This is a genomic window from Vibrio cincinnatiensis DSM 19608 (assembly GCF_900167345.1).
GTDB lineage: Bacteria > Pseudomonadota > Gammaproteobacteria > Enterobacterales > Vibrionaceae > Vibrio > Vibrio cincinnatiensis.
Genome location: NZ_FUXB01000006.1, coordinates 189,093 through 212,570, shown reverse-complemented (window position 1 = coordinate 212,570; position 23,478 = coordinate 189,093). Strand labels below are relative to the sequence as shown.

Below are 23,478 nucleotides of genomic sequence, written 5' to 3'. Positions count from 1 at the left end.
AGGGGAAGGTGAGAATTTCACTATAAGGGAACAGCAAGGTGCAACAACTGAGAAAGGATATCACTTTATTGTCTGGTATCGGACAGCTTTCTACAACACTGATGGGAACCGGGTTATTTATGATCCCCGCTATCGCAGCCGGGATTGCGGGTAAATATTCGCTATGGGCATGGCTTATCTTATTTATCGCTATCTGCCCGATCGCTCTTACCTTCGCTGCGTTAGGCAAACGCTATCCCAGTGCGGGAGGCACTGCTTATTTTGTTCGTAAAGCCTTTAATGCTCGTTTAGAGCGTGCCGTTGCATGGCTGTTTGTCAGTGTCATTCCTGTCGGCGTTCCAGCCGCCGTTGCTCTTGCCGCTGGTTTTTTGCAAGCATTATTACCCGCACCGTTAGCCAACCCCGTTTTTTGTCAAGCGCTGACCATCACACTGTTAATCGGGGTTAACCTCGCAGGCACAAAATCATCAGGACGCCTGCAAACGGGAATCGCATTAAGTATTTTCGCTCTCGTAGCCAGTTTTTTCTGGGTAGGAGAGGTCACGACACAAGACTTAATCATGCCAGCATTAACTCACGATTCTCTTTGGTCAATCGGGGCGGCTTTAGGTGTCATGTTTTGGTGTTTTGTGGGCATAGAAGCTTTTGCTCATATGGGCGAAGAATTTAAAAACCCACAGCGTGATTTCCCCATTGCCATTTTGGTAGGCTGTTTTGTTGCAGGAGCCACCTATTGGGTTTGCTCAGCCGTTATTTTAAAATTTGGAGCCTACGGAAGCCCTGAGTTTGACAGTGCTTCCATTCCATGGTTAAGCGATCAACTATTTGGTCCCCGATTAGCTGCCGTCATTAGCCTAATTGGATTCTTAGCCTGCTTTGCCAGTATTAACCTCTACACCCAGAGTTTATCACGCATGGTATGGGCACAAGCCCGAGAATACCGTCCGAAAAGCGCCATTGCTCGGCTATCCATTCGTGGCGTTCCAGCGAATGCGACTTGGGTTGTGGGCTTTATTTTGCTTATCTCGTGTATTTTAGGAGAGCTATCAGGTATTGATCTTGAGTTTTTCCTGAAATTGGCCAACGGCATTTTTATTTTGGTTTACCTACTGGCAATGTTTGCTGCCTATAAGCTTTTAAATGGGTTTGCCAAAGTGCTGGCAACGATCGCCTTATTCTTATGCAGCGCGGTATTTCTCTGTTTAGGCTGGTCGATGCTCTATGCGTTAAGCATTTTTCTCCTTCTCGTGTTTCCTTGGAAAAAGGCTGAGGAAACCCCCTCTCCGGTTGCCTAAACCAATAGGAAAGGCTCTCAAATACCCTTGAGAGCCTTGATTACTCTGTTAAACATCGCTTGGTTTCTGGGCCAATACCCTATCAATATCAGCTGCACAATGCCGCTCTGGCAGTTGTTCCCAACACTCCCCCCATGCACGATTCACAATTCTGCCTCGTTGCACTGCCTCACGCCCAGCAATCATGTTTGCCCAACGTTGTACATATAAATAGCTTTTTACATCCAAGAATTCAGCGGCATTGTAAGTATGGCCCAGTACCAAATTCCCATACCAAGGCCAGATGGCGATATCGGCAATGGTATATTCATCACCAGCAATGTAGCGATGTTTCGCCAGTTGCTTATCCAATACATCTAACTGACGTTTTGCTTCCATTGCAAAGCGGTTAATCGGATATTCAAATTTTTCCGGCGCATACGCATAAAAGTGACCAAACCCACCACCAAGGTAAGGCGCACTGCCTTGTAACCAGAATAGCCAGTTCATTACTTCCGTTCTCGCCCCCCAAGCTTTCGGAAGAAAACGACCAAATTTTTCAGAAAGATAGAGCAAAATATTCCCTGATTCAAACACACGTATCGGGTCTGGCATAGATTGATCGACCATAGCAGGAATTTTGGAATTGGGGTTCACCTCAACAAACCCTAAGCCAAATTGATCTCCCTCCCCTATTTTGATCAAAAAGGCATCATATTCAGCATCGGTTACGCCTAAGGCAAGTAACTCCTCCAGCATGATCGTTACTTTTTGTCCATTCGGCGTTCCCATCGAATACAATTGAATGGGGTGTTCGCCTTTAGGTAACGCTTTATCAAACCGAGCCCCTGAATCTGGGCGATTAATACTGGCCCATTGGCCACCATTATCATTCTCCATTGTCCACACTTTAGGTGGTACATACTCATTCGTCATATTGATTTCCTTTTGATTAAGAGCCTTTTTGAATATGAGAGCATTGTTGCTAAAAACCTTATCACCTAGAAATAAGTGTAGCTATTTGTTCCACACCGTGTATAGTGAATCTCGGCTCTAAAGAAGAGCTGTTAATGCGATATTAAGTGTAAGTTTTTTCTCAGAAAACCATCGAACCCTTTCGTTTAGTGCCTGTGCAAGTTTACCCTCATCTACCGTTTAATAGCTTATCTACCAGCCAATTATCGTTTAGTGTCATTAAAATATAGAGGTAACTATGTCAGCTAAAGTGACAGGTTCAGTAAAATGGTTCAACGAAACTAAAGGTTTCGGCTTTCTAACTCCAGACAACGGCGGAAGCGATGTGTTTGTACACTTCAACTCTATCGTTTCAGATGGTTTCAAAACTCTTGCTGAAGGCCAAAAAGTAAGCTTCAGTGTAGAGCAGGGCAAAAAAGGCCCTCAAGCAGAACAAGTTGTGGTTCTGTAAATAGAATCATGAATGGCGCGATAAACTCGCGCCATTTCTTTTTATACGCTCCCTCACCACGCGTTTTTTAGTTAGATTTCCTCTTCTATCGCTCCTATCTATTCTTCATCCAGTGGCAACTCTCCTAATGAGAAAGAGATACGACATTCTGTTCTACACATAGTGTGGGATGCTGCGAATAAAGAAGATATTTGACTAGTATTTAAACCCCATTAGTGTACTAATGGATTCCACTTAATTTTAATTGATGATGAGTTATGGCTAAGAATCCCAAAAAAGTGAAAAACCCACCACCGCAAAATACGAGTAGTGAAAAAATACCCTTAACGCAGCACCAGACCCGCAAGAGAATTGAAGATATCTTAGAGCAGCGAGAATTTGATAAGCAGTACGGTGCGTAGCTAACATCACGTATGGTTTACTGCCTTTTAGTCTGTTTGCTCTTTATTCAGCATACTGAAAGGCTCCCATCGTTGCCGTCCTGAGTTTATACCTTTCTCTTGCTACACTAGCCAAATTTTTAGTTGTTTTTTAGTCTCTTCATTTTATTCCCCTCTCTTTTGCCGATTTATTCCTGTAAAATTTTGTGCCCTGCTGCACATTTGTATACCATACCTCCCCTTAAAAATATCTAGACTGGGAGAGATTGATGACTCCACAAGCTCGTATCACGCAACAAGCTCACCGAGAGGCGCTGGCCGCCATTGCCTTAGCACTTGGTTACTTTCTCTGGTGGTATGCTTCTGCCTATGGATTTTCTGCCCCTCAACAAGACATGAGCATGCCGGAACTGTACTTCGGCTTGCCACTTTGGTTTGTGCTCGCTTGTGTTATCGGCCCTATTCTCTTTACTGTTTTGTGTGCGGTTATGGTGAAAATGTTTTACCGTGATATTCCACTTGACCCCGTTACTCGTGATAGCCATGAATAACCTATTGATTATCCCTCTAGTGATTTACCTCATTGGGGTATTTGCTATTGCTTTTTTCACTCGCCGTCATCAAGTAAGCGGCAATTTTCTTAGCGAATATTTTCTGGGTAGTCGCAGCATGGGTGGCTTTGTTTTAGCCATGACATTGGCGGCTACCTATGCCAGCGCCAGCAGCTTTATTGGTGGGCCGGGTGCAGCTTACAAAATGGGATTAGGTTGGGTGTTATTGGCAATGATTCAACTGCCTGCAACATGGTTAACACTCGGAGTATTGGGGAAAAAATTCGCCATAGAAGCTCGTAAACATAATGCCGTCACACTCAATGACATGCTTTATGCGCGCTTTAAAAGCCGCTCAGTCGTTATTCTTGCTTCACTGGCCTTACTTTTGGCTTTCTTTGGTACCATGGTTGTCCAATTTGTTGGTGGTGCGCGTTTATTGCAAACGGTAACGGGACTATCGTACCAACATGGGCTGCTAATTTTTGCTGGTACCGTTGGGCTTTATACCACCATTGGCGGCTTTAGGGCAGTGGTATTAACCGATACCATACAAGGTATTATGATGCTGATCGGAACGGCAATTTTACTGATTGGTGTCATTCATGCTGGCGGAAGTTTAGGTGCGTTAGTCACCGAATTGCATCATATCGACCCGGCATTGGTCACCCCCTATGGCCCAGACCAGTTTCTTAGCCAACCGTTTATGCTCAGCTTTTGGGTGTTGGTCTGTTTTGGCGTTATTGGTCTTCCTCATGCAGCTGTTCGTTGTATGTCGTACAAAGACAGCTCTTCTTTACATAAGGGAATGGTAATTAGCACCATTATGATTGCTCTGCTGATGTTTGGGACTCATATCACCGGAGCGCTGGGACGCGCACTCATCCCTGAATTAGCAAGCCCAGACCAAATCATGCCAACACTCATGATGACGGTGCTTCCTCCATTTGTTGCTGGCATCTTCTTGGCAGGCCCCATGGCGGCCATTATGTCGACCATTGATTCTCAATTAATTCAATCTTCTGCAACCCTGCTGAAAGACTTGTACATCAACTACATCAATCCACAGTTGGTGAATGAGCATAATGCTGAACGAAAACTCAATCGTTTATCGTTATGGATCACGGCTATCTTTGCACTGCTGGTCTTTTTTGCCGCCACCAATCCCCCCGAGATGATTGTCTGGCTAAACTTGATTGCCTTAGGCGGGTTACAAGCCGTCTTTTTATGGCCATTGGTTTTGGGCCTGTATTGGAAAAAAGCCTCACCAATTGGTGCATTAAGCTCTATGGTTGTGGGGTTAACCACTTACCTAAGCCTCATGTGGTTTAAGCCAAACCTCGCGGGCATTCATCCGATAGTGCCCACATTACTGCTTGGTCTACTGAGCTTTATTATCATGAGCCTTGTCAAACCTCAGCCAGTTGAGTCTAAAGTGTGATCTGAAAACACGTCAGAGCTGAGTTGGTTTAAGTAAAAAGCATCCCTCACTGTATGCTTTTTACTTTACTCAGGTTATATTTTATCCGTTATCAGTTATGCCGACAAACATATCTATAGAGCTCACCATACCGATCCAATATCTAGGCTTCATGAATGCCTCCAGCGTTCACCCAAACACGAAACAGCATTGATATCAGTACTGAAGGGCTGTCTTATCTTGGTATACCGAGCAGAACATGGTAGCCCTACATTGGATTCTGCCGCAATGGATGATAACAACTCAAGATCTTCGTTTTCATGCTGTGTTTTCCTGTTGCTTCTGTTTTTAAATTAACAATTTTGTTAATTTCACAATAAATTAGATATTTATTCCAGAATGAAAAATCTTTCTTATATTACAAATAAATATCCAATATATTAGATATCATTTGTAATCGGAATGAAAATGAACTTCACCAATCTGGTAGTAGCATTATTCTTAGTTTTTTCATCAGTAAGCCAAGGTACTATGTTAAACATCTTTGATTTATTTAAAAAAAATGAGTATGTCTTAAGCCCAGAGATCTCTGGTCACCTTACTCTTGACGGAAAAATTTTAGCAGATAGAGACATTTATCTTGAAGGCGGTTTTCTAGAACACAGATATAATAACAAAACTAAGACAGATTCATCTGGGAATTTCTATTTCAAACCTATGATTCACTCTCAGTGGTTAAAAAAATCCCCATTAAACCAAGCTTACTCTTATTTTAGTATTTACTTACTAACAGAGGAAGAAAAAACATATCTTTGGCACTCAATACTTGATTATGATCAGCCCTTTGCCCTCATTGTGAACAACCTTAAAAGCTTAAAATGTGAAATAAATTCTACTGGGTACCAGTACTATTTTAACAATCCTGTCGTTCCTCACGGCGTCGATTTGATGCTGATAAGCAGATGTGAGGTTAAGGGATATAAACGTAGAGAAAAATCACACATTGAAAATAAATACAATGAAGTACTCATCTAAGCTAATACATAAATTAACCTTACTACTATCTTTAACTTTTTCATGTCAGGCCTACGCTATGGATATATTAAACAAAAACTTATACAAATTAACTCCAAAAATTCAAGGAAACATTTTAGAAAATAACCTTCCTATTGAAAACTTAGAGTTAACTTTGGAGGTTAACGCTCTTAATGAAACAATAGAGTTTAAAGCACGCACTAACAAAAATGGAGTTTTTCATTTTGATCCAATAAGTATTTCAAGCATAAAAAAGCCTAGTATGTTTGATCAAAAAATGGTGAGCACATCTTTGACAATAAAAAATGAAATTAATTACAAATACTTGTGGAGATCATATTTACCTGGCTATGAAATACTTGACTTTATGTCAGAAAATCTAGCCGATCTTCGCTGTGATATAAACTCAAAAGAAAAATATTTCATATTCAACTCTAATAAGAAAAATCATGATGGATATGAAGTGCATACAATATGCTACCTTCATGGTGCTGTTGAATCAGGATATATAGAGGAATAAATATGAATTCACTATCACCAAAGTTGGCTTCACGTATAGCCGACCTTACTTATGATCTTGTATCAGATAAAAAGCCAGTAATATCTCGTTATATCAATAACTATTTTTCATTCTCATTTGAGGAAATGGCCTACAAAGGTAACACTGGAGGATTCTTAGGTATTATTGGAAGATCAAGTACAGGTTTCGCTCTAATTGGAGAAGGCAAGAACCAATACAAAGATGACTTATTAATTGCGCTGCGCGGCACTCATAGTCGTGGCGATATGATAGCAGATGCAAATATCGGGCTAAAAGGCGCACCAAACGGTGCTGTTGCACATGCTGGTTTTGTTAATCTGTTCAACTCAATAAAGCCTCAAATAAGATCCTACTTGTTGCAAAGGAATAAGATGCCAAAAACAGTTCACTGCGTTGGGCATAGTTTAGGAGGGGCGCTTGCATCATTGTTTTCCTCTTGGCTAAAAGCAGAGTTCTCACTAAGAACATATTTATATACATTTGGAGCACCTAGAGTTGGATTACAAGGCTATGCTGACAAGCACATAGATAAATCATATCGCTGCACTCACGGTGCAGATCCAGTACCTATGTTTCCTTTATGGCCATTCGTTCATTCAGGTTCTGAATATCGGCTTGATGCAAGTACAGGAGTTGTTTTTTCTACACACACCATGTCGGAAAATGGGAATCCAGGCTACGTCAATACTGCTAACTATGAGAATTGGAATTCTCTAGAGAAAATATCTAATCATTTCTTCAATAAAAGAGTCATTCTTGACTACAATCGTAGAAAGGAAGCTGCTTTTAACGAGACTTGGAAAGATAAAATATATGGAGCGATTGTTACCCTACTTAGAGATTCAGGTGTGGCCTCTCATCTACAATTTTCATTGATGCCAACGCTTACTGTCTATGACCTACTTGCTCGGTACGTTGCACAAATTGCTAAATCTTCAAAACAAAAATATGAACAAGCCAAAGGTATTATGGGTCATATTCTCGTTTTTTCAGGTAGAGCTGCCATTGAAGTAACAGAACTTTCCTACCATTTCATTAAGTGGTGTTTTTCTCTCATGAAGAAAAAACTAATGCTCGCCGTTCAAGCTGCATTGAACACCCTCTACTGAAGAGAACAGCCATTTCAAGACTAGAAATGGCTACCCTTCACAATGAATCGTCCCCTTACACAACACGATTCAACACCACTCTCAGCTTGAGGGACTCGTAACTCTGCGCTTGCTTAATTATCAATGGCTACTAAGACAGCTTTATAGTTTTCTAAATAGATGCTATTACCCAACCAGCTACATGGATATCATGCTCCTTAACGTCAAGGCCCGTTCTCTCCTTCAGCGATGCTTGAAAACTATACTGCTCAGAAAACCCCACCTCTACTGCTTCTATAACTTTTCAAAAAAACTCTGTCATTGTTTCTTCAGGAACCTTTAATGACACAAGAGGTGTTATTTTCCCATCCCCAACCATCTCCATCAGGATCAACGGTGGAAGATGAACAGTATGGGTAACCATTTGGTGCTATTGAACCACTTCCTTGTACGATACAACTTTGGTTATTTTCCCACCCCCAGCCATCGCCATCAGGGTCAACAGCGGCTGAACTACAGATAGGATATTCGCCTGAATACTCCCCACACTGAGCCCCACAGGTATAAACTGAAGCGATAACCGAAGTTGTTCTGATACCATGATCACCATTGATTAATCGCTCCCCCCAATGAGTCAGTGACTGGCTATTCCAATTATTGACAATATCAAGATCTGCAGTTGATGCATCATTTCCCGACCAAGACCATCCTAAATAACCAATACCTAGGCTTTCTGAACGCTCTAAAATTGAGTCTTCATCTACATTCGCCCCTTTATGGGTAGCTGCAAATTCCCCTACCACTAGCACTAACCCTTGGTTAATAAAAGCCGAAAGGTAATGGCTTACTCGATTGTAGCTACCAAAAACCTCATACATATGCACACTAAAAATGGTATTTTTCTGAGGGTCAGCATCAAAGACCGTTTGAGCGTTATTCAACATAATATCTTGCCAATCTTGCCCCCAATTGGGCGCATCAACCATTAAAGTGTGCGTCAGCCCAGCATGACGTAAACGATGAATAGCAGCATGATGTTCATTAACCCAAGTGCTAGCTTGAGTACCATTTCCAAAGGGTTCATTACCAATATTAATGATGACGTAATCTTCTTGACCAATAAGTTGATCCTTCATTTCAATCCAGTAATCCACCGCAGATGACAAGGTTGCCGCAGATCCCTCTTCACCATAACCCGTTGTATCATGTACCTCTAAAACGACAATAAGCTGGTGGTATTTCGCCTGTTGGATAATAGCCGCAATATCGCTAGCACTATTTTTTGTCCAGCGATACCCATTACTTAAAACAACTCGGACAGTATTCGATCCCGTTGCAGCAATCCCCGATAATGCATTATTCAACTGCTGTGGGTACCAAGTATGAGCATGGTTAATACCTCGCATCACAAAACGTTGACCATTGGCATCATATAAATGGTTACCTGAAACATAGAAACCAGCAAAAGCAGAAGAGGTCAAAATCCCTCCGAACAGGAGGATAAGTGTCTTAATAAATTTCATTTCTATACCTTTAGAAGTCAATATAAATTGCCTATGTGAGCATTTTTCTAACCGCTATATAGAAAAAATGGATGTATTATCTAAACGATATTAAAAAAAAGGCCGTCCCCCCGAACGGCCCTTGGCAGCTTGCCAATATTATTTCATAACGCGTTTTTTTGCTCTATCCCAGCGAGAATCCAATCTCTCAAGAGCTTCATTAAAATCTTTTGCCGTAATCACATCTTGAATATAACCACCTGAATAAAAGTCGATTTTTGAACGATTGGTTACTTCAATGAAAGTGGAGGAGTTAACAGGAGTTTGAATCACCTTCGGATCATAGCTCATAAATTCATTAAGCTGTTCAAGCGATGGCTTTTTTGTTTTCAGAGTAGGAATGAAGCCGGCAATGTGTTCAAAGTCTGAATTTTCAATCAGAAATTTTAAATAAGCTTTTGCCGTTTCTTTATTACTAGAGAATTTACTTACGGCATAACCCCAGTCATGGTTCATCTGAGCTTTAAGAACACCCGTTTCATCAGATGGAATCGGCATAAAACCAATATTGTCAGGTTCAGCACCACGTTCAATCACTTGAGGAATCACCCAGTTGCCAAGGTAATACATAGCAGCATCCCCTTTAGCGATAGCATTCTTTGAGTCTTCCCATGAATTCGTCATCAAATCACGTTCTGTTAAGCCTTTATCTATTAGCTTTTTCAATACACTCAATGACTTGTTATATGCTGTTTCACCAGAGAAAGGCTTATCCTGAGTTAGCATTTTTTCATACACGTCATCACTGCCTTCAACAACCAGAGGGAATTTATCCCACTGTTGTAATGGCCACTGTGCACCGAAGTTAATATAAAGTGGGATTTGCCCATTCGCTTTAATTTTTTCAGCTGCTGAAAAGAATCCAGAGAGCGTTTTGATCGGAACTTCTACTCCTGCTTTTTTTAAAACATCTTTGTTATAGACCAGCCCTTCAACAGAGTTCCCCATCGAGATGCCATATACTTTACCGTCGTTTTGCCAGGCATCATAAAAATAAACCTCATCTTCTGTATAGAGATCGTTCAGTGGCTCATAAAAGTTTCCATATTGCTCTGAAGGAACCGATGGCAAAATTAACACTAAATCACCATAATCTCCCGTGTTCATCCGAGGTCGTAATCCACCTTGATAATCTGCAAAGCCAACGACTTTCACTTCCTTAACGTTAGGATAGCGCTGTTTAAACTCTTGCTCATAACGGCGATAAACCCCTGCTTCGACTAAATCAGTACGGTTGGTATAAAAAGTAATAGAACCTTTCACTAACTCTTGATTCACACCATCCGTGACTTCAGCTGTCGCAATGCCTGGTAATCCAAAGGCAATTGCGCCAGCAATCATCGTTTTTGTAATTGTAGGTACAAGTAATTTCATTCTCGCTCTCCATTGCCATCTTAATCCAAGATGTGCGGTTACTATACTCACCAAAATATTAACGTTACGATTTTAGTTTGCCAACTTGATTATTTAGTTCCGTGACAAACATCACCAAGATAATTATCTCCACACAAGAAAAATAATAATAAATACAATAAAAACATATAATTAAGATAGAAATGGCGTTCATAATGGAGAATGGAACCAGTTCACATTTTCTTTATTAACTTGAACTAAGGCACAAAATCGAAACGTTACCATTAATATATGGTGAGATTTTAGAGACAATACTTAAGCATTAATAATTATACCCAAACAACTTAAAGTTGCAGGTAGGCGGCAAGTGAGTGAATCCCCATGAGCATAGACAGGCTTATGTGATTGGGGTGAACGAACGTAGCAACACCCCTGCAGCTTCAAGTAGGAAGGGTATATGGACGTTTAAGGACAAGAGATGAAACACATCCACTATTCACTACCCTTGATAACCTTACTCACTGCTTGTAGCGGAGTAGGAAATACGACTGATACCGCCATTCCATTGGACGGTATGCAAAGCTTTGTGGTTCAGCAAGGCAGCTCTTTATTACTGGAAGGACAACCGTTCCGTTTTGCTGGAACTAATAACTACTACATGCATTATCGCTCACATAGCATGATTGATGCCGTATTAGACGATGCCAAAGCAATGGGCCTTAATGCTATTCGTGTGTGGGGTTTTATGGAGGGCATCAGCCATGAGCATACTATGCAAGCTGAGCCTGGCGTATTTACTCCACCAGCCGGGATCCACAGCGCACTAGAAAAATTAGACTATACCGTCGCTCAAGCCAAGGCTCGTGGTATTCGAGTTGTGATAGCCTTAACCAATAACTGGGGCGACTTTGGTGGGATGCAGCAATATGTTGACTGGTTTAATGGCTCACACCATGACGATTTCTATACTCAGCCAAAAATCAAACAAGCCTATAAAGCGTATATAAAACATTTAGTTGAGCATAAAAACCGTTATACCGGCATAGCCAACAAAGATGAACCAGCGATCATGACCTGGGAACTCGCCAACGAGCCTCGCGCACAATCCGATCCTAGTGGTGAGCTTCTCTATAATTGGGCAAAAGAGATGAGTGATTATGTTCGAGAGCTGGCTCCCAATCAGTTGATCGCTTTAGGAGATGAAGGATTCTTCAAACATAAAGGAGAGACTGACTGGACCTATAATGGTAATGAAGGAGTTGATTGGGATCGTATCATCAGCTTACCTAACATCAGCTATGGCACCTTCCACCTCTACCCAGAGCATTGGGGCAAACACAACTCTGAACAATGGGGTACCCAGTGGATTATTGATCATGCTAAAGCGGCCCAAAAAGCTAACAAACCCGTCGTACTAGAAGAGTACGGTATTGGCCGTAATGAACCACAAAATCGAGATTTCATCTATCATAAATGGACTCAAACCGCTTATGAGCAAGGACTGGCTGGTAGTATGTTCTGGATTTTAACCAGTTTTGATCCTGATCAGCCAGATAAATTATATCCTGACTATGATGGCTTTCGCATACTCAATGATGGGGGAAGTACCGCAACTCTGTTAACTAATCATTCTAAGCAGATGCGTGGCCTTCCCTATGAACAAAAAGATACCGTCTATCTCACTTACCCCGTTGATGGTATGAAAGTCTCAGACTCGACATTTACCGTACGCAGCTATCCGATGTCAACCTCAGGTAATAAAGTGGAGAAAGTCCAGTTACGACTACCTGACAGTAACACACTGCTAGATATGACAGATGACGATGGCGACGGCTATTACGAAGTTGATTTGCATGCGGCCGACATTGGTTATGGGGATAAAACATTAATCACCATCGCCAGCTTTAGCCAAGGAGAACGGCAAACTGATCGAGCTAAAATCGAAATTGACCGTCCGATTAAAGGTTATGAAGTTGGTACTCGCTATGATTTTAGCGATGGCACTCTACAAGGTTGGCATAAAGAAGGAACATGGCAAGCAAGCTGGAAAAACCCTGCACTACAAGTCTCAACCGATCTAGGTAACCCTATGCTACAGCTAAACCTAGAATGGTCAGGCAAACATGACTGGGAAGAGCTAAAACTGCGTAATTATGGAGTCGAGAACTTTGGTCAACATACTAAAATGCGCTACACCTTGTATGTTCCAGTCAATGCGGGAGATAAAGGCGGTATTCGCCCTTATGCCGCATTAGGGGATGGCTGGGTAAAACTGGATGCCGATAAACATCGTGCCGCTGTTAACCAGTTAGAAAAAGTACAGCTTAACGGCAAAACATACTACAAGCAGGTTGTCGAAATTAATCTTGGCGATATTTCTAAAAAGCTGCCGGATATGTTCTTGTGCATTGTCGGCGACAAACTCCCACTAGATGGCTCCGTCTTTATTGACGATATTGAGTTCTTAAAACCCATCTACGAATAGAAATAGCATCGCTTTCTTAGTACCGTGCCATAACACTGGCACGGTACTTTCGTATAACGCGCTTATCATGATGAAAAATAAATTTACTTCAAACCACTTATTGCTAGCATCTAACGGACAAATCGCATGTCCAAGAGACAGGGATTATGATTGGATGAGTGTTGCTGAGTGGTATAGACAGCATGAAGAAGATAAACGCATTGCCAAGGCTGGGAATATTGATATTCTCTTCATTGGTGATTCCATTACCGCTGGCTGGGAAAGTATAGGAACCCATCTATGGCAAGAAAATTATCAACCACTCAACTCGGCAAACTTTGGTATTGGCGGTGATCATACCGGAAATATGCTTTGGCGAATTCAAGATATATCGACAGATTTACTTTCTCCCCAACTCATCGTACTCCTCGCTGGTGTGAATAATTTAGAGATACTACATGAATCTCCCGAATCCGTTTTCTTTGCTATCAAAAATTTAATATTAGAGATCAATAAAAAGATGCCTAACTCAAAAATATTAATTTTAGGCATCCTCCCCTATGGAAAATATCTAAAACATACCGGACGGGAAAAGATCAAGAAAGTCAATGTGATGCTTAAAACACTTGGAAATAAAACTTGTATTTATTTTGAGGATATCGGCGATATTTTGCTTAAACCAGATAAGTCAATTAGCCCTAGTATCATGTCTGATTTCTTACATCCGACTTACCTTGGCTATTGTAAATTACATGAACGACTCTTCCCTATAATCAATAAGTTATTAAATTAACCATAAGATAAGAGCAATTACCATAGGATATTAATGAATAATTGCTCCCTTCTCTCTACTTAAAATTTTTCCCTATTGATTATTGGGGTATTGAGGATCGATATAAAATTGCATTCGATTTTTTATCAATAATTTACTTCTCTTGGATGCTGATAAAATTTACTACCCGAACGCAAATAATATTGTGCGTTTCCATTATAGATAAAAAGCCCTAACATTGCTTTAGCTTAAACTGTTTTATTTCTTCTCTTAAATCACCACTTTGCAATGCTAGTTCATCCAATGTATCGCTAGTCTGCTTGGCTTGCTCTAATAGCTGTGAAGAGTCATCTTTAACCGCTACTATACGTTCACTAATATCACCAGAAACTGCCGCCTGCTCTTCAGATGCCGTTGCAATCATAGTGGCCATTTCTAATATACTATCGAGTTCCTTACGTAACACTGTAAAAGATTCTGCCGTTTCCATAACTAACTCAACACTCGTAGCTCCTTCTTCTTGTAGCCTATTCATCGTATGGCTTGCTGTATTAGCCCCCTCAATAAGCTGAGATATTTGGCTTCGGATTTGTAACGTTGACTCATGCGTCCGTTTAGCAAGGTTACGAACTTCATCCGCAACAACCGCAAAACCCCGACCTGACTCTCCAGCCCTAGCTGCTTCTATTGCGGCATTAAGTGCCAGAAGGTTAGTTTGTTCTGCAATGCTCTGAATGACATCTAAAATAGAGCTAATTTGCTCGGCTTCCCGATTTAGTTCTAATACGACTTGCCCCGCATCACCAAGCTCAGTCAATAGGCGTTCAAGTAAGGAGCGACTTGTCTGCCAGTTTTCCTCTGAATCTAATGAAACTTTATGAGCACTTTGAACACCTTGTGCTGTTCGTTGTGCAATCCCTGAAACTTCCTCAATAGTGGTACTCATTTCATGGATTGCAACTGAAATACTATCCGTAGATTGAAGTTGATTCTGCGTTAACTCATTCGCTTTATTCATTCTTTCAACACAACTATCAGCCATTTCATCGGTTTTATAAACCTGATTCTGAACTGAAACTAATGTTTGATTAAAGTTAGAAACTAAGCGATTAAAAGATTGGCTTAACAAGCTTAATTCATTGTTTCCTTTTTCATCTAAAGATAACTGCATGTTTTTATTTTGGGCAAATTCATTCATAACCTGAACACAATCACCCAATGGTTTAGTAATACTTTTCAGTACCAACCATGAAAATAGGATAATAAATCCTAATAAACAAAGACTAAGTAGACTCACCTGTAATACTTCACTCTGAGCCTGGTTAAGTTTACTATCACGTGTATCTTGTAATTGTTCTAAAATATATTCACTAATCAATGTATAAGCCTTAGCCACTCGATTCTTTGAATTAGGCCAGTCTGAATGAGTCGACAGTGAATGTTTATCAATCGACGAATATAAATTAAACACATCCCAATAAGCCGCAACAACTCGTTCTAATACGCTCGTTCTGATCATCTGCTGCTGAAAAACATCTCGAATATTATCATTAGCATACTCCCAAAATAGATTTCGGTACGTTTCTTCTATCGCTCGATAATGCATCAACTGCCCAAATTGATACCCACCTACCGTTTGTGAAAGAGCCTCATCAATTTGCTCATTAAGCTGTCCACTTGCATTACTTGCCTCTAAGAGAAAGTAATAAGCATTCGCTAAGTTTGCTAACTCCTTATCCTGACTTGCATATACTGCAATATTGGCAATAGACTTTAAGAGATGCCCTTCTAATCGAGCAATATCAACACCAGTCCAGATAGTATTACCATCAAATGCAGCTCGATATTCATCAGAACTCACTAATTTTTGATCTGCAACCTTACGAATTAAGGTCAATTGAAACAACTTATTACTGACTTGCTCTAATACATTATTGCTAAAAATTACGTTCAATGCTGTTTGCTGATGATCCATAAATGTGGTTAAGTCACGAATTGATCGATCACTTTCTTTACGCGTTTCCATCATGCTTGTATAAGCAATATTCTCCTGCTTGCTATCAGAAGAATAAATATACTGCTTAGTTATATTTTGTTCTTTTGTTAATGCTGGTAAGACAGGAGCTATTACTTGTATATATTCAATTGCTATGGCTAAATCATTCATTGTACTTTTAGTATGAATCGCTTGGTTAAGACGGTGAGTAGAAAAAATAATAACCGCAAGACAAGGAATAATAATTAATAATAAAATTCGATGCTTAATTGATATAAATGATAAGAATTTCATGATAATAATTTCTCATATATTAATGTCATATATATTTGACATAAAAAAGATCGGATTCATCCGGTCTAGTTGTTGACTTTATTCTATAACTGCAGAGGCTCTATAAAGCCATGTGTCTGATTGAGCATAAATAATATTAACCTCTTCAGGTCGCTGATAAAAAGCGCTACCAGCTCTAGAATAGTGTTGTTGATTTGACAACCTCACCTCTCCTGATAATACAAACCAAACACACGCTCCCTCTTCATCTGGCGTAGTCAATGCTTGACCTTGGTGTAAATGATACTCACGTAACTGAAAATCTTTCGCTGGAACGCGATATTCAATACCGCCATCATCGGTCGGTTCCCCTGACACCACTTCTGGAGTTATTGTTTCAAAACGGGTGATCGCTAATAGCTCTTGGACGTCCACATGCTTTGCGGTTAATCCGGCTCGAATAACATTATCTGAGTTTGCCATCAACTCTATGTTTTGCCCTTCAAGGTACGCATGAGGGATACCGGCATCTTGATAAACTACCGACCCTTTCGGTACATACATAAGGTTCATGATAAAAATCATAATTAACCCTGCATCAAACGGAAGTGCTTCACGCTCTGCCCGTAATGCGGCGCGCATAAACCAAAATAAAGATTGAGACTTTGCTAGCTCATTTTGCTGATAGGCTAAACGGTAATGCTTAATAATGGGCAAAACTAAGCCACTCAATTCATTTTCTGGCAATGAAAAAATTGTCGAAACAAACGCTTTTAGCCCCAGTTCTTGATACAAAGAGGCTAATGAATCCGTCGATTTATATTTCTTTAACTCTGCAACACTTTCCGTAACGTTACGGAAACCGTGTAATAAATAAAAATCGGAGAGTGCCAACATTAACTCCGGCTTGTGATTGTTATCTTTATAGTTACGGCGGCTGCTTTCTATCGCGAGGGCATTTTCACGGGCAAAGCCTTGTTTGGCCTGTTCTAGTGTAGGGTGAACTTGAATTGAAAGCGGCTCTCGCACATCTAACACTTTAAATAAATAGGGTAAACGCTGCCCAAACTGTTCAACTACTTTTTTACCTAAACGATATTCTGGTGCCGCTTCTATCCATGCTGATAGGGGCGAACCATCCACTAATGTCGATGACCCGGCTAAATGATCACCCAGCCATAGCTCTGCAAACGGCTGACGCGCATCATGGTTATCGAGTAGCATAGGCAAATAATAGTAACCACCCCAGTCATAATGTTTTATTGCCCCTTTTATCTCAATCATCTTACTCTCCTCTAAATATAGAAATAATTATTAAAAATCATCACAATACCAAATCCTAGGTTAAGAATTTTTCGAGTTCTTGGTGTTGAACTTGTGATAACTCCATCAAATGATGGCTGCGTTGATTTACTTGTTGCAACGCATGAATATTACTCTCTAGGCCTGCGACAACCATCGCAACAGAATTTGCTATGTGAGCACAAGCTTGATGTTGTTCAGAGGCTGAACGGGTAACGGTATCCGTTTCTTCCACTAGACTAAAAATGTGGCTATCGATTTTAGCTATCGCGGTTTTGGTTTCTGCTAAATATTGAGTATTGCTGTCCATCTGATCCGAGCATAAAGACATACTTTGTACGGCTTGATCACTAGCTTGATGTAGGTTTTCAATTAAAGTTTGGATCTTATGGGTGGAATATGTCGTTTGTTTAGCAAGATTACTGACTTCATCAGAAACGACAGCAAACCCCCGGCCATGTTCGCCCGCACGTGCAGCTTCAATCGCTGCATTCAAAGCAAGTAAATTGGTTTGATGAGCGATATCGTCAATCACGCCGATAATTTGGCTAATATCTTCGGTACGTTTTGCCACATTAGATATAGTCTGAGAACTTTGTTCGATTAACTGTTCCAGTTGCTCATTGCCAAATACGTTATGGCTTACAGTGTTCAGTGTTTGGGCAACAATACTTTTGATATCTTGTGTATGGACCGTTGATTTTTCAATCGCTTGCTGAGTTTCATCACTAATTTTTTCTAACTCTTCTGTCGCTGTAGAAATGCTATGCATCGCTAATGTTTGCTCTTGACCAGATGAACATACTTGATGAATAGCAAGAGAATTTTGTTCACTTTGAAGTTTAAGATCATGATTATTCGTTTTAACTTGACAAATAAGATTTCGATTCACGTTCATGACTTTATCTAACTTCTCAGCTAACAGAGTAAATTCACTACTCCAACCTGTCGTTTTTACCTTCTGAGCATAATTACCATCTACAAGTTGCTGAAGAATATTGAGTAAATAACCAATCGGGCGTTGAATTTGATGCGCTAATATCGCTCCAGCTACAAGAAGAACACAGACTGAACCCGCTAAAGTCATCCACTGGACAGTCACAATCGTATCTAATACCGACGTAACATCTGCTTGAACTGTTTGATTATTCGCCAATACGTAGCTGGCAACTTGGGTAATTTCTTGAGCAAATTGTTGAGCTGAGTCTTGATAGCGTATTTGTAGATCATTCAACTGCTCATAGTATGTCAGTACTGCTACCTTTTGTGATGCAAGACTATGCTCTGAGAAAAGAAACTGATTCAATTTGCTATTGGCACTTTGATAATCCAATTCCTTACTGAGCGCAGGAATTTCATCGTATAAGTACTCTTCTTCCTCTTCTAAATTTATTTGCAACAAATGCAGTTGCTGTTGAATTATTTCGGCATCTTTCAAATTGTTAAGAAAGAGAATTCGATTTGCCATTGCAATGGCCGCATTACGCTTTTCTAAATAGGCTTCGATATCTTTTTGTAAAAATTCATCTGCGCCAACATTACCCAGTACCCGTTTTAAAGTAATATCGGCCGAAACAACTAAGTTGTCCATTTCCTGCCTATCAGCAAGAATTTTTTGTTCTCGCTGTAAAATGATTTTTTTATGTTCCTGTAACTGTACAAGAGTAGCGGAAATAGACGCTAACAAACGTTGCCATTGCTTAGGTTCAATAATTGACAAGTGCATCGCCTGTTCCGCCTCTTTTTTCAACAATTGGAACGTATTATTTAACGATAGAGCCGTATCGTTATAGGCAAGAAAATCTTGTAACGAGAGTAATCCAGCCAGTTCCAGATCTAAGGCTTGATTACGATGTTGTAATTGACGAGATATTTCATTTAAAGTCTGTGAATGTTGGATAACCAACGCTAGGCTATCTTTTGCTGAAGTCGCACGATAAAGCGTTAACGCATTGGTCACTGAGAAAATGAACAATACGCTAACAAAAGCAACTATGATTTGAGTAACCACTTTCATAAGATTCCCTACAAGTTGGGAAAGGGAGAGAGCAATATGCTCTCTCCAAAGTAAGGACAGTAAATTGGAATAAATGAGGATTAGAACCAAACCTCAGCTTGAACTCCAAAGTTCAACGTATCTGTGTCACCATTACGTGTGTATCCACTATCGATCTTCTGTGATGCTTCATCGTCCCATTTGGCATAAGTCACAAAAGCACGAAGTTGTGGACGAGCCCAAAAGCCGGTTTCTAGCATTAAAGTTGGTGCGATGGTCATTTTATAAAGCCCCCCATCCGCACCGCCCGTTTTGTCTTCTTTGATATGCTCGTAACCTAGTTCATACTGCATAGCGAAGTTTTTGGTGATTTGATTATGAGGGCGAACGCCAATCGCATAGATATCACGATCAGCTCCTGTTTTGGTTCCTGCCCATGGAGCGTAATCTGAATCATTCTGATAGAAAGCGAAAGTCGAGACTTCCCATGACTCGCTTAAGTTAGCCAGACCATCAAACACAATACGTGTAGACTTGGCATCTTTTGCGTTACCAAATCCCCAGCCATTTTTCCCCAAAGAGTCACCCGCAGCTAACCCTTCTCCGTATTGTGCCGTAATGCGCGAATAACCATTGGTTAAGCCATAAAAACCATCAAAATTATAAACTGCCGTTAACCCAAAACCATCAGTCGGTCCATTCTGACGCCAAGAGCTTTTCTCCATAGTATGCCCAACTATTTGGAAATCTAGCCCTGTACCTGCTATTTGTTTCAACCAAACATTGAGAGAAAGATCTTCTGGATAACCTTGGGTAGAATTATCATCCGGATCCGCCTTATTTTCACCGCTTGGAGTAAAGGCATAAACGCCAATATCCATCTTGGCAAATCCAATATCGATTTTGTCAATACCGCCACCAGTACCGTTATATTGAATATACTCCCAGTCAAACTGATGACTAGAGGTGTTGGAAGAGCTATAACGTTTACCTGCCCAAAAAACCGTTTCTGGAGAAAAAGCAAAACCGCCCATTTCAACAAAACCTTCACGGAACTGAATATCGTGATCATCACCATCCACACAGTTCCAGTCGGCGGTACAGTTGGTTTCATGGGTCAAGTTTGCACGAAACTTCGCCCATGTGCCTTCGTCAGTGGTAAATTTAAGCGTTGGTAAAAGTTCAATTTTAGTGTTTTGCTCATTACCTAAACGGAATTTACCATAGCTGGTAAATAAACCGATGGAGTTAGATCGTGTACCATCGGAGTTAAGTAGCAATCCAGATTTTAAGTAACCATGCAGTTCAGCAGAAGTCTCTAACGCCATTGCAGGAGCAGAGGCTACCACTAAGCCAAGAATGATACCTTTCGTTAATTTATTAAGTTCCATAATGCTTCTTCTTATCGTTACTGTAAAAAAATTCAAATGCCCGATTAGTAAAATCCCTTTAGCTACGGCACTTCACCAAGGACAAAACAACTATATCAAACTACCAAATGGTAACGTTACGATTTTGATCACTAAATTCAGTATAAAATAAAAAAATACTTCATATTTGAGATCTATGATCCTTTTTCAATGAAAAAGTCATGTTTACTTATCTATCCTCTTCTTAATTTTAATTAATATCTTATTTAGGTCACACTTTTATTGTATTCAAAAAAAGAGCATCCAAGGATACTCTTTTTCTTAACATTTTTATTAGAGAGTCATTTAACACTATCTCTCTAATTATTTTTTTCAATTAAAGCGATTCTCTGTGCCACACATTGAGCTGAAGTTAATGGGTCTTCCGGGGTATTAATAACATAATCGACCAATTGCTCCACCGTAGTGGTTAATACATGACAACGTGTATCCGATGAAGCGTAATAGATAAAGACTTCTCCGTTATCACGAGCAATTAATCCATTAGAAAAAACCACATTCGACACATCCCCGACTCTCTCTTCACCTTCAGGAGCAAGAAAATAACCGCCCGGACGGTGGATCACTTGTTTCGGATCCTCAAGCGAAGTCATAAAACTGTATAGTACGTAGCGAAGCCCCGCTGCGGTATTACGAACACCATGAGCAATGTGTAGCCAACCTTTATCGGTTTTGATCGGAGCGGGTCCTTGACCATTTTTTGACTCTTTAATGGTGTGGTAGGTTTTAGGATCAATCACATACTCAATATCCACTACCGCATTATCCATCGTCTCACTCAGCCCCATACCAATACCACCACCGCTTCCTGCTTCAATAAAGCTGTCTTGTGGTCTTGTATACAGCGCATATTTCCCATCAATAAATTCTGGATGCAATACCACATTGCGCTGTTGTGCTGAACGAGTTTTTAAATCGGGTAAACGCTGCCAGGTTTTTAGATCAGTAGTACGAACAATACCGCACTGTGCAACGGCAGCCGACTCATCTCCCGGAGCTGCATTAGGATCTTTACGCTCGGTACAGAATAACCCGTAAATATACCCATCTTCATGTTTCACTAAACGCATATCATACACGTTGGTATCTGGCTCATCGGTTTCAGGAATCACGCATGGTTTATCCCAGAATGTAAACCCATCAATTCCATTTTCTGATTCGGCAACCGCAAAAAATGATTTACGATCATAACCTTCAACCCGTGCAACTAAATAAAACTTTCCATTTAGCTCTATCGCTCCGGGGTTCAATACCGCATTAATTCCTAAACGTTCCATTAAAAATGGGTTACTTTCAGGATTGAGATCATAGCGCCAAGCCAGTGGAGCATGTTGAGCAGTTAATACCGGTTTTTCATAACGAAAAAATATTCCATTACCCGGAGTGACTGGACAATTTTTATATTCTGTATTTCTTGCAAATTCCGCTTCTAATTCAGCAATTCTTTGATTAAACATTGACATAATTCGCCTTAATAATGCATTTAATCTCTATTTCTTTCATATAAAAAAGCATAAAGAGTGAAGTAAAAACAAATAATAACGATACGAAAATTGTTATATTCACTCTTATGCCTATCCTAATTTAGAACACTTCAGACTTCGTTTTTAACTCCGTCATAAGATCATCAATCGTTGTATAAGCAACGGCGGAATAGGTATCTGCTGCGCCATAGTAAACAGCAATTCGCCCGGTTTCGGAATCCGCTAATGCTGCACATGGGAACGCCACATTCGGAACAAAACCAGCGGTTTCATAAGGTTTTTCAGGAGTAAGAATGTAATCACGAGTACGATATTTCACTTTCCAAGGTTCATCGAGATCCAATAAAGCCGCACCAAAGCTATAGACAAAACCATTACAGGTGCCAGATACACCGTGATAAATCATCAGCCAGCCCTCTGAGGTTTCAATAGGGATTGGACCTGCACCAATTTTCGTGCCTTGCCACCAACCATCTCCCCCTTTGCCCATCACATGGCGATGTTTCCCCCAATACTCCATATCATTTGAGTGGCTAAGAAAAATATCACCAAAAGGAGTATGACCAGAATCTGAAGGTCGGTTAAGTAACAAGAATTGACCGTTCACCTTACGTGGGAATAAAACGCCATTGCGGTTAAATGGAACACAAGCGTTTTCTAACCGAGTAAAGGTTTTAAAATCTTTCGTCATGCCTACGCCTAAGGTCGCACCATGATCGTCTGTACACCAAGTGATGTAGTAAATACCTTCAATTTTAACCACTCGAGGATCATAGGCATAAGTAGGTTGAAATGTGTTCCCCTCTTTGTCTTTCCACTGAATAGGAGAATGGTCAAATTCCCAGTTTAGGGCGTCTTGCGAACGTCCGACATGGAGATGTGGACGCCCATTTTTGTAATCACAACGAAAGACCCCAATAAAAGCGCCCTCAAAAGGAACCACCGCAGAGTTATAAACTCGTGCTGCTGCTGGGAAAGGGTTCCAATCAATAATCGGGTTAGAACTGTGTCGCCACATTACGCCTTCTTCACCAGCGGGGCGATCTTGCCAAGGCATATTCGGAATTGCTTCACCAATAATTTTTACAGACATGTTTTACTCCAAGTTTTTTGCCTAATGCGGCGTTTCAT

19 protein-coding genes are annotated in these 23,478 nt (G+C 40.5%); 10 read left to right on the top strand and 9 right to left on the bottom strand.

Annotation, left to right across the window (positions count from 1 at the left end):
• Positions 1-38: 38 nt before the first annotated feature.
• Positions 39-1,295 carry an L-methionine/branched-chain amino acid transporter gene (yjeH, locus tag B5D54_RS07545; RefSeq protein WP_078925924.1) on the top strand — a complete coding sequence of 419 codons (1,257 nt, stop codon included), beginning with the start codon at positions 39-41 and terminating at the stop codon, positions 1,293-1,295.
• Between the two features lie 48 nt (positions 1,296-1,343).
• Here yjeH and yghU read toward each other — a convergent pair whose 3' ends face one another.
• Positions 1,344-2,210: a glutathione-dependent disulfide-bond oxidoreductase gene (yghU, locus tag B5D54_RS07540; protein ID WP_078925923.1), complete on the bottom strand. Its 867-nt coding sequence runs from the start codon at positions 2,208-2,210 to the stop codon at positions 1,344-1,346.
• Between the two features lie 277 nt (positions 2,211-2,487).
• Here yghU and cspE point away from each other — a divergent pair, with 277 nt between their 5' ends.
• From cspE to B5D54_RS07510, 7 genes are all read left to right on the top strand, one after another.
• The gene (cspE, locus tag B5D54_RS07535) at positions 2,488-2,700 is read left to right on the top strand and encodes a transcription antiterminator/RNA stability regulator CspE (RefSeq protein WP_078925922.1); all 213 of its coding nucleotides are present in this window, start codon (positions 2,488-2,490) and stop codon (positions 2,698-2,700) included.
• 257 nt (positions 2,701-2,957) lie between these two features.
• Positions 2,958-3,101 carry a hypothetical protein gene (locus B5D54_RS17220; RefSeq protein ID WP_167514860.1) on the top strand — a complete coding sequence of 48 codons (144 nt, stop codon included), beginning with the start codon at positions 2,958-2,960 and terminating at the stop codon, positions 3,099-3,101.
• Positions 3,102-3,349: 248 nt separating this feature from the next.
• Complete coding sequence (locus tag B5D54_RS07530) at positions 3,350-3,631, top strand: YhdT family protein (protein WP_078925921.1); 282 nt, start codon at positions 3,350-3,352, stop codon at positions 3,629-3,631.
• Positions 3,624-5,072: a sodium/pantothenate symporter gene (panF, locus tag B5D54_RS07525; protein WP_078925920.1), complete on the top strand. Its 1,449-nt coding sequence runs from the start codon at positions 3,624-3,626 to the stop codon at positions 5,070-5,072. Before B5D54_RS07530 ends, panF begins: the two co-directional genes overlap by 8 nt.
• 447 nt (positions 5,073-5,519) lie before the next feature.
• Positions 5,520-6,086, top strand: a complete 567-nt coding sequence (locus B5D54_RS07520) for a DUF6795 domain-containing protein (RefSeq protein WP_078925919.1) — start codon at positions 5,520-5,522, stop codon at positions 6,084-6,086.
• Between the two features lie 58 nt (positions 6,087-6,144).
• The gene (locus tag B5D54_RS07515) at positions 6,145-6,606 is read left to right on the top strand and encodes a DUF6795 domain-containing protein (protein ID WP_139364774.1); all 462 of its coding nucleotides are present in this window, start codon (positions 6,145-6,147) and stop codon (positions 6,604-6,606) included.
• Between the two features lie 2 nt (positions 6,607-6,608).
• The gene (locus B5D54_RS07510; protein WP_078925917.1) at positions 6,609-7,736 is read left to right on the top strand and encodes a lipase family protein; all 1,128 of its coding nucleotides are present in this window, start codon (positions 6,609-6,611) and stop codon (positions 7,734-7,736) included.
• 308 nt (positions 7,737-8,044) lie between these two features.
• Here the strand turns inward: B5D54_RS07510 and B5D54_RS07505 are convergent, their stop codons facing one another.
• Positions 8,045-9,238, bottom strand: coding sequence for a cellulase family glycosylhydrolase (locus B5D54_RS07505; protein WP_078925916.1), 1,194 nt, complete (start codon positions 9,236-9,238; stop codon positions 8,045-8,047).
• Between the two features lie 138 nt (positions 9,239-9,376).
• A complete protein-coding gene (locus tag B5D54_RS07500) occupies positions 9,377-10,651 on the bottom strand; it encodes an ABC transporter substrate-binding protein (RefSeq protein WP_078925915.1) in 1,275 nt (424 codons plus the stop codon).
• A gap of 457 nt (positions 10,652-11,108) precedes the next feature.
• Here B5D54_RS07500 and B5D54_RS07495 point away from each other — a divergent pair, with 457 nt between their 5' ends.
• Both B5D54_RS07495 and B5D54_RS07490 read left to right on the top strand, forming a co-directional pair.
• Positions 11,109-13,115: a cellulase family glycosylhydrolase gene (locus B5D54_RS07495; protein ID WP_078925914.1), complete on the top strand. Its 2,007-nt coding sequence runs from the start codon at positions 11,109-11,111 to the stop codon at positions 13,113-13,115.
• A 67-nt stretch (positions 13,116-13,182) separates the two neighbouring features.
• Positions 13,183-13,887: a GDSL-type esterase/lipase family protein gene (locus tag B5D54_RS07490; protein ID WP_078925913.1), complete on the top strand. Its 705-nt coding sequence runs from the start codon at positions 13,183-13,185 to the stop codon at positions 13,885-13,887.
• Positions 13,888-14,098: 211 nt separating this feature from the next.
• Here the strand turns inward: B5D54_RS07490 and B5D54_RS07485 are convergent, their stop codons facing one another.
• The 6 genes from B5D54_RS07485 to B5D54_RS07460 all read right to left on the bottom strand — a co-directional run bounded on the left by B5D54_RS07485 (position 14,099) and on the right by B5D54_RS07460 (position 23,440).
• A complete protein-coding gene (locus B5D54_RS07485; protein ID WP_078925912.1) occupies positions 14,099-16,156 on the bottom strand; it encodes a methyl-accepting chemotaxis protein in 2,058 nt (685 codons plus the stop codon).
• A 78-nt stretch (positions 16,157-16,234) separates the two neighbouring features.
• Complete coding sequence (gene manA, locus B5D54_RS07480; RefSeq protein WP_078925911.1) at positions 16,235-17,419, bottom strand: mannose-6-phosphate isomerase, class I; 1,185 nt, start codon at positions 17,417-17,419, stop codon at positions 16,235-16,237.
• Positions 17,420-17,474: 55 nt separating this feature from the next.
• A complete protein-coding gene (locus B5D54_RS07475; protein ID WP_078925910.1) occupies positions 17,475-19,454 on the bottom strand; it encodes a methyl-accepting chemotaxis protein in 1,980 nt (659 codons plus the stop codon).
• 80 nt (positions 19,455-19,534) lie between these two features.
• The gene (locus tag B5D54_RS07470) at positions 19,535-20,824 is read right to left on the bottom strand and encodes a carbohydrate porin (RefSeq protein WP_115173882.1); all 1,290 of its coding nucleotides are present in this window, start codon (positions 20,822-20,824) and stop codon (positions 19,535-19,537) included.
• A 338-nt stretch (positions 20,825-21,162) separates the two neighbouring features.
• Positions 21,163-22,326, bottom strand: coding sequence for a glycoside hydrolase family 130 protein (locus B5D54_RS07465; RefSeq protein WP_078925908.1), 1,164 nt, complete (start codon positions 22,324-22,326; stop codon positions 21,163-21,165).
• Positions 22,327-22,447: 121 nt separating this feature from the next.
• The gene (locus tag B5D54_RS07460) at positions 22,448-23,440 is read right to left on the bottom strand and encodes a glycoside hydrolase family 130 protein (protein WP_078925907.1); all 993 of its coding nucleotides are present in this window, start codon (positions 23,438-23,440) and stop codon (positions 22,448-22,450) included.
• Positions 23,441-23,478: the final 38 nt, after the last annotated feature.

Bases quoted from the DNA above. Each gene is read 5' to 3' on its own strand.
- B5D54_RS07510 (WP_078925917.1), top strand. From the start codon at position 6,609: ATGAATTCACTATCACCAAAGTTGGCTTCACGTATAGCCGACCTTACT.
- B5D54_RS07515 (WP_139364774.1), top strand. From the start codon at position 6,145: ATGGATATATTAAACAAAAACTTATACAAATTAACTCCAAAAATTCAA.
- B5D54_RS17220 (WP_167514860.1), top strand. From the start codon at position 2,958: ATGGCTAAGAATCCCAAAAAAGTGAAAAACCCACCACCGCAAAATACG.
- panF (WP_078925920.1), top strand. From the start codon at position 3,624: ATGAATAACCTATTGATTATCCCTCTAGTGATTTACCTCATTGGGGTA.
- B5D54_RS07495 (WP_078925914.1), top strand. From the start codon at position 11,109: ATGAAACACATCCACTATTCACTACCCTTGATAACCTTACTCACTGCT.
- B5D54_RS07470 (WP_115173882.1), bottom strand. From the start codon at position 20,824: ATGGAACTTAATAAATTAACGAAAGGTATCATTCTTGGCTTAGTGGTA.
- yghU (WP_078925923.1), bottom strand. From the start codon at position 2,210: ATGACGAATGAGTATGTACCACCTAAAGTGTGGACAATGGAGAATGAT.
- B5D54_RS07490 (WP_078925913.1), top strand. From the start codon at position 13,183: ATGATGAAAAATAAATTTACTTCAAACCACTTATTGCTAGCATCTAAC.
- B5D54_RS07460 (WP_078925907.1), bottom strand. From the start codon at position 23,440: ATGTCTGTAAAAATTATTGGTGAAGCAATTCCGAATATGCCTTGGCAA.
- B5D54_RS07465 (WP_078925908.1), bottom strand. From the start codon at position 22,326: ATGTCAATGTTTAATCAAAGAATTGCTGAATTAGAAGCGGAATTTGCA.
- B5D54_RS07485 (WP_078925912.1), bottom strand. From the start codon at position 16,156: ATGAAATTCTTATCATTTATATCAATTAAGCATCGAATTTTATTATTA.
- B5D54_RS07520 (WP_078925919.1), top strand. From the start codon at position 5,520: ATGAACTTCACCAATCTGGTAGTAGCATTATTCTTAGTTTTTTCATCA.
- B5D54_RS07475 (WP_078925910.1), bottom strand. From the start codon at position 19,454: ATGAAAGTGGTTACTCAAATCATAGTTGCTTTTGTTAGCGTATTGTTC.
- manA (WP_078925911.1), bottom strand. From the start codon at position 17,419: ATGATTGAGATAAAAGGGGCAATAAAACATTATGACTGGGGTGGTTAC.
- B5D54_RS07500 (WP_078925915.1), bottom strand. From the start codon at position 10,651: ATGAAATTACTTGTACCTACAATTACAAAAACGATGATTGCTGGCGCA.
- cspE (WP_078925922.1), top strand. From the start codon at position 2,488: ATGTCAGCTAAAGTGACAGGTTCAGTAAAATGGTTCAACGAAACTAAA.
- B5D54_RS07505 (WP_078925916.1), bottom strand. From the start codon at position 9,238: ATGAAATTTATTAAGACACTTATCCTCCTGTTCGGAGGGATTTTGACC.
- B5D54_RS07530 (WP_078925921.1), top strand. From the start codon at position 3,350: ATGACTCCACAAGCTCGTATCACGCAACAAGCTCACCGAGAGGCGCTG.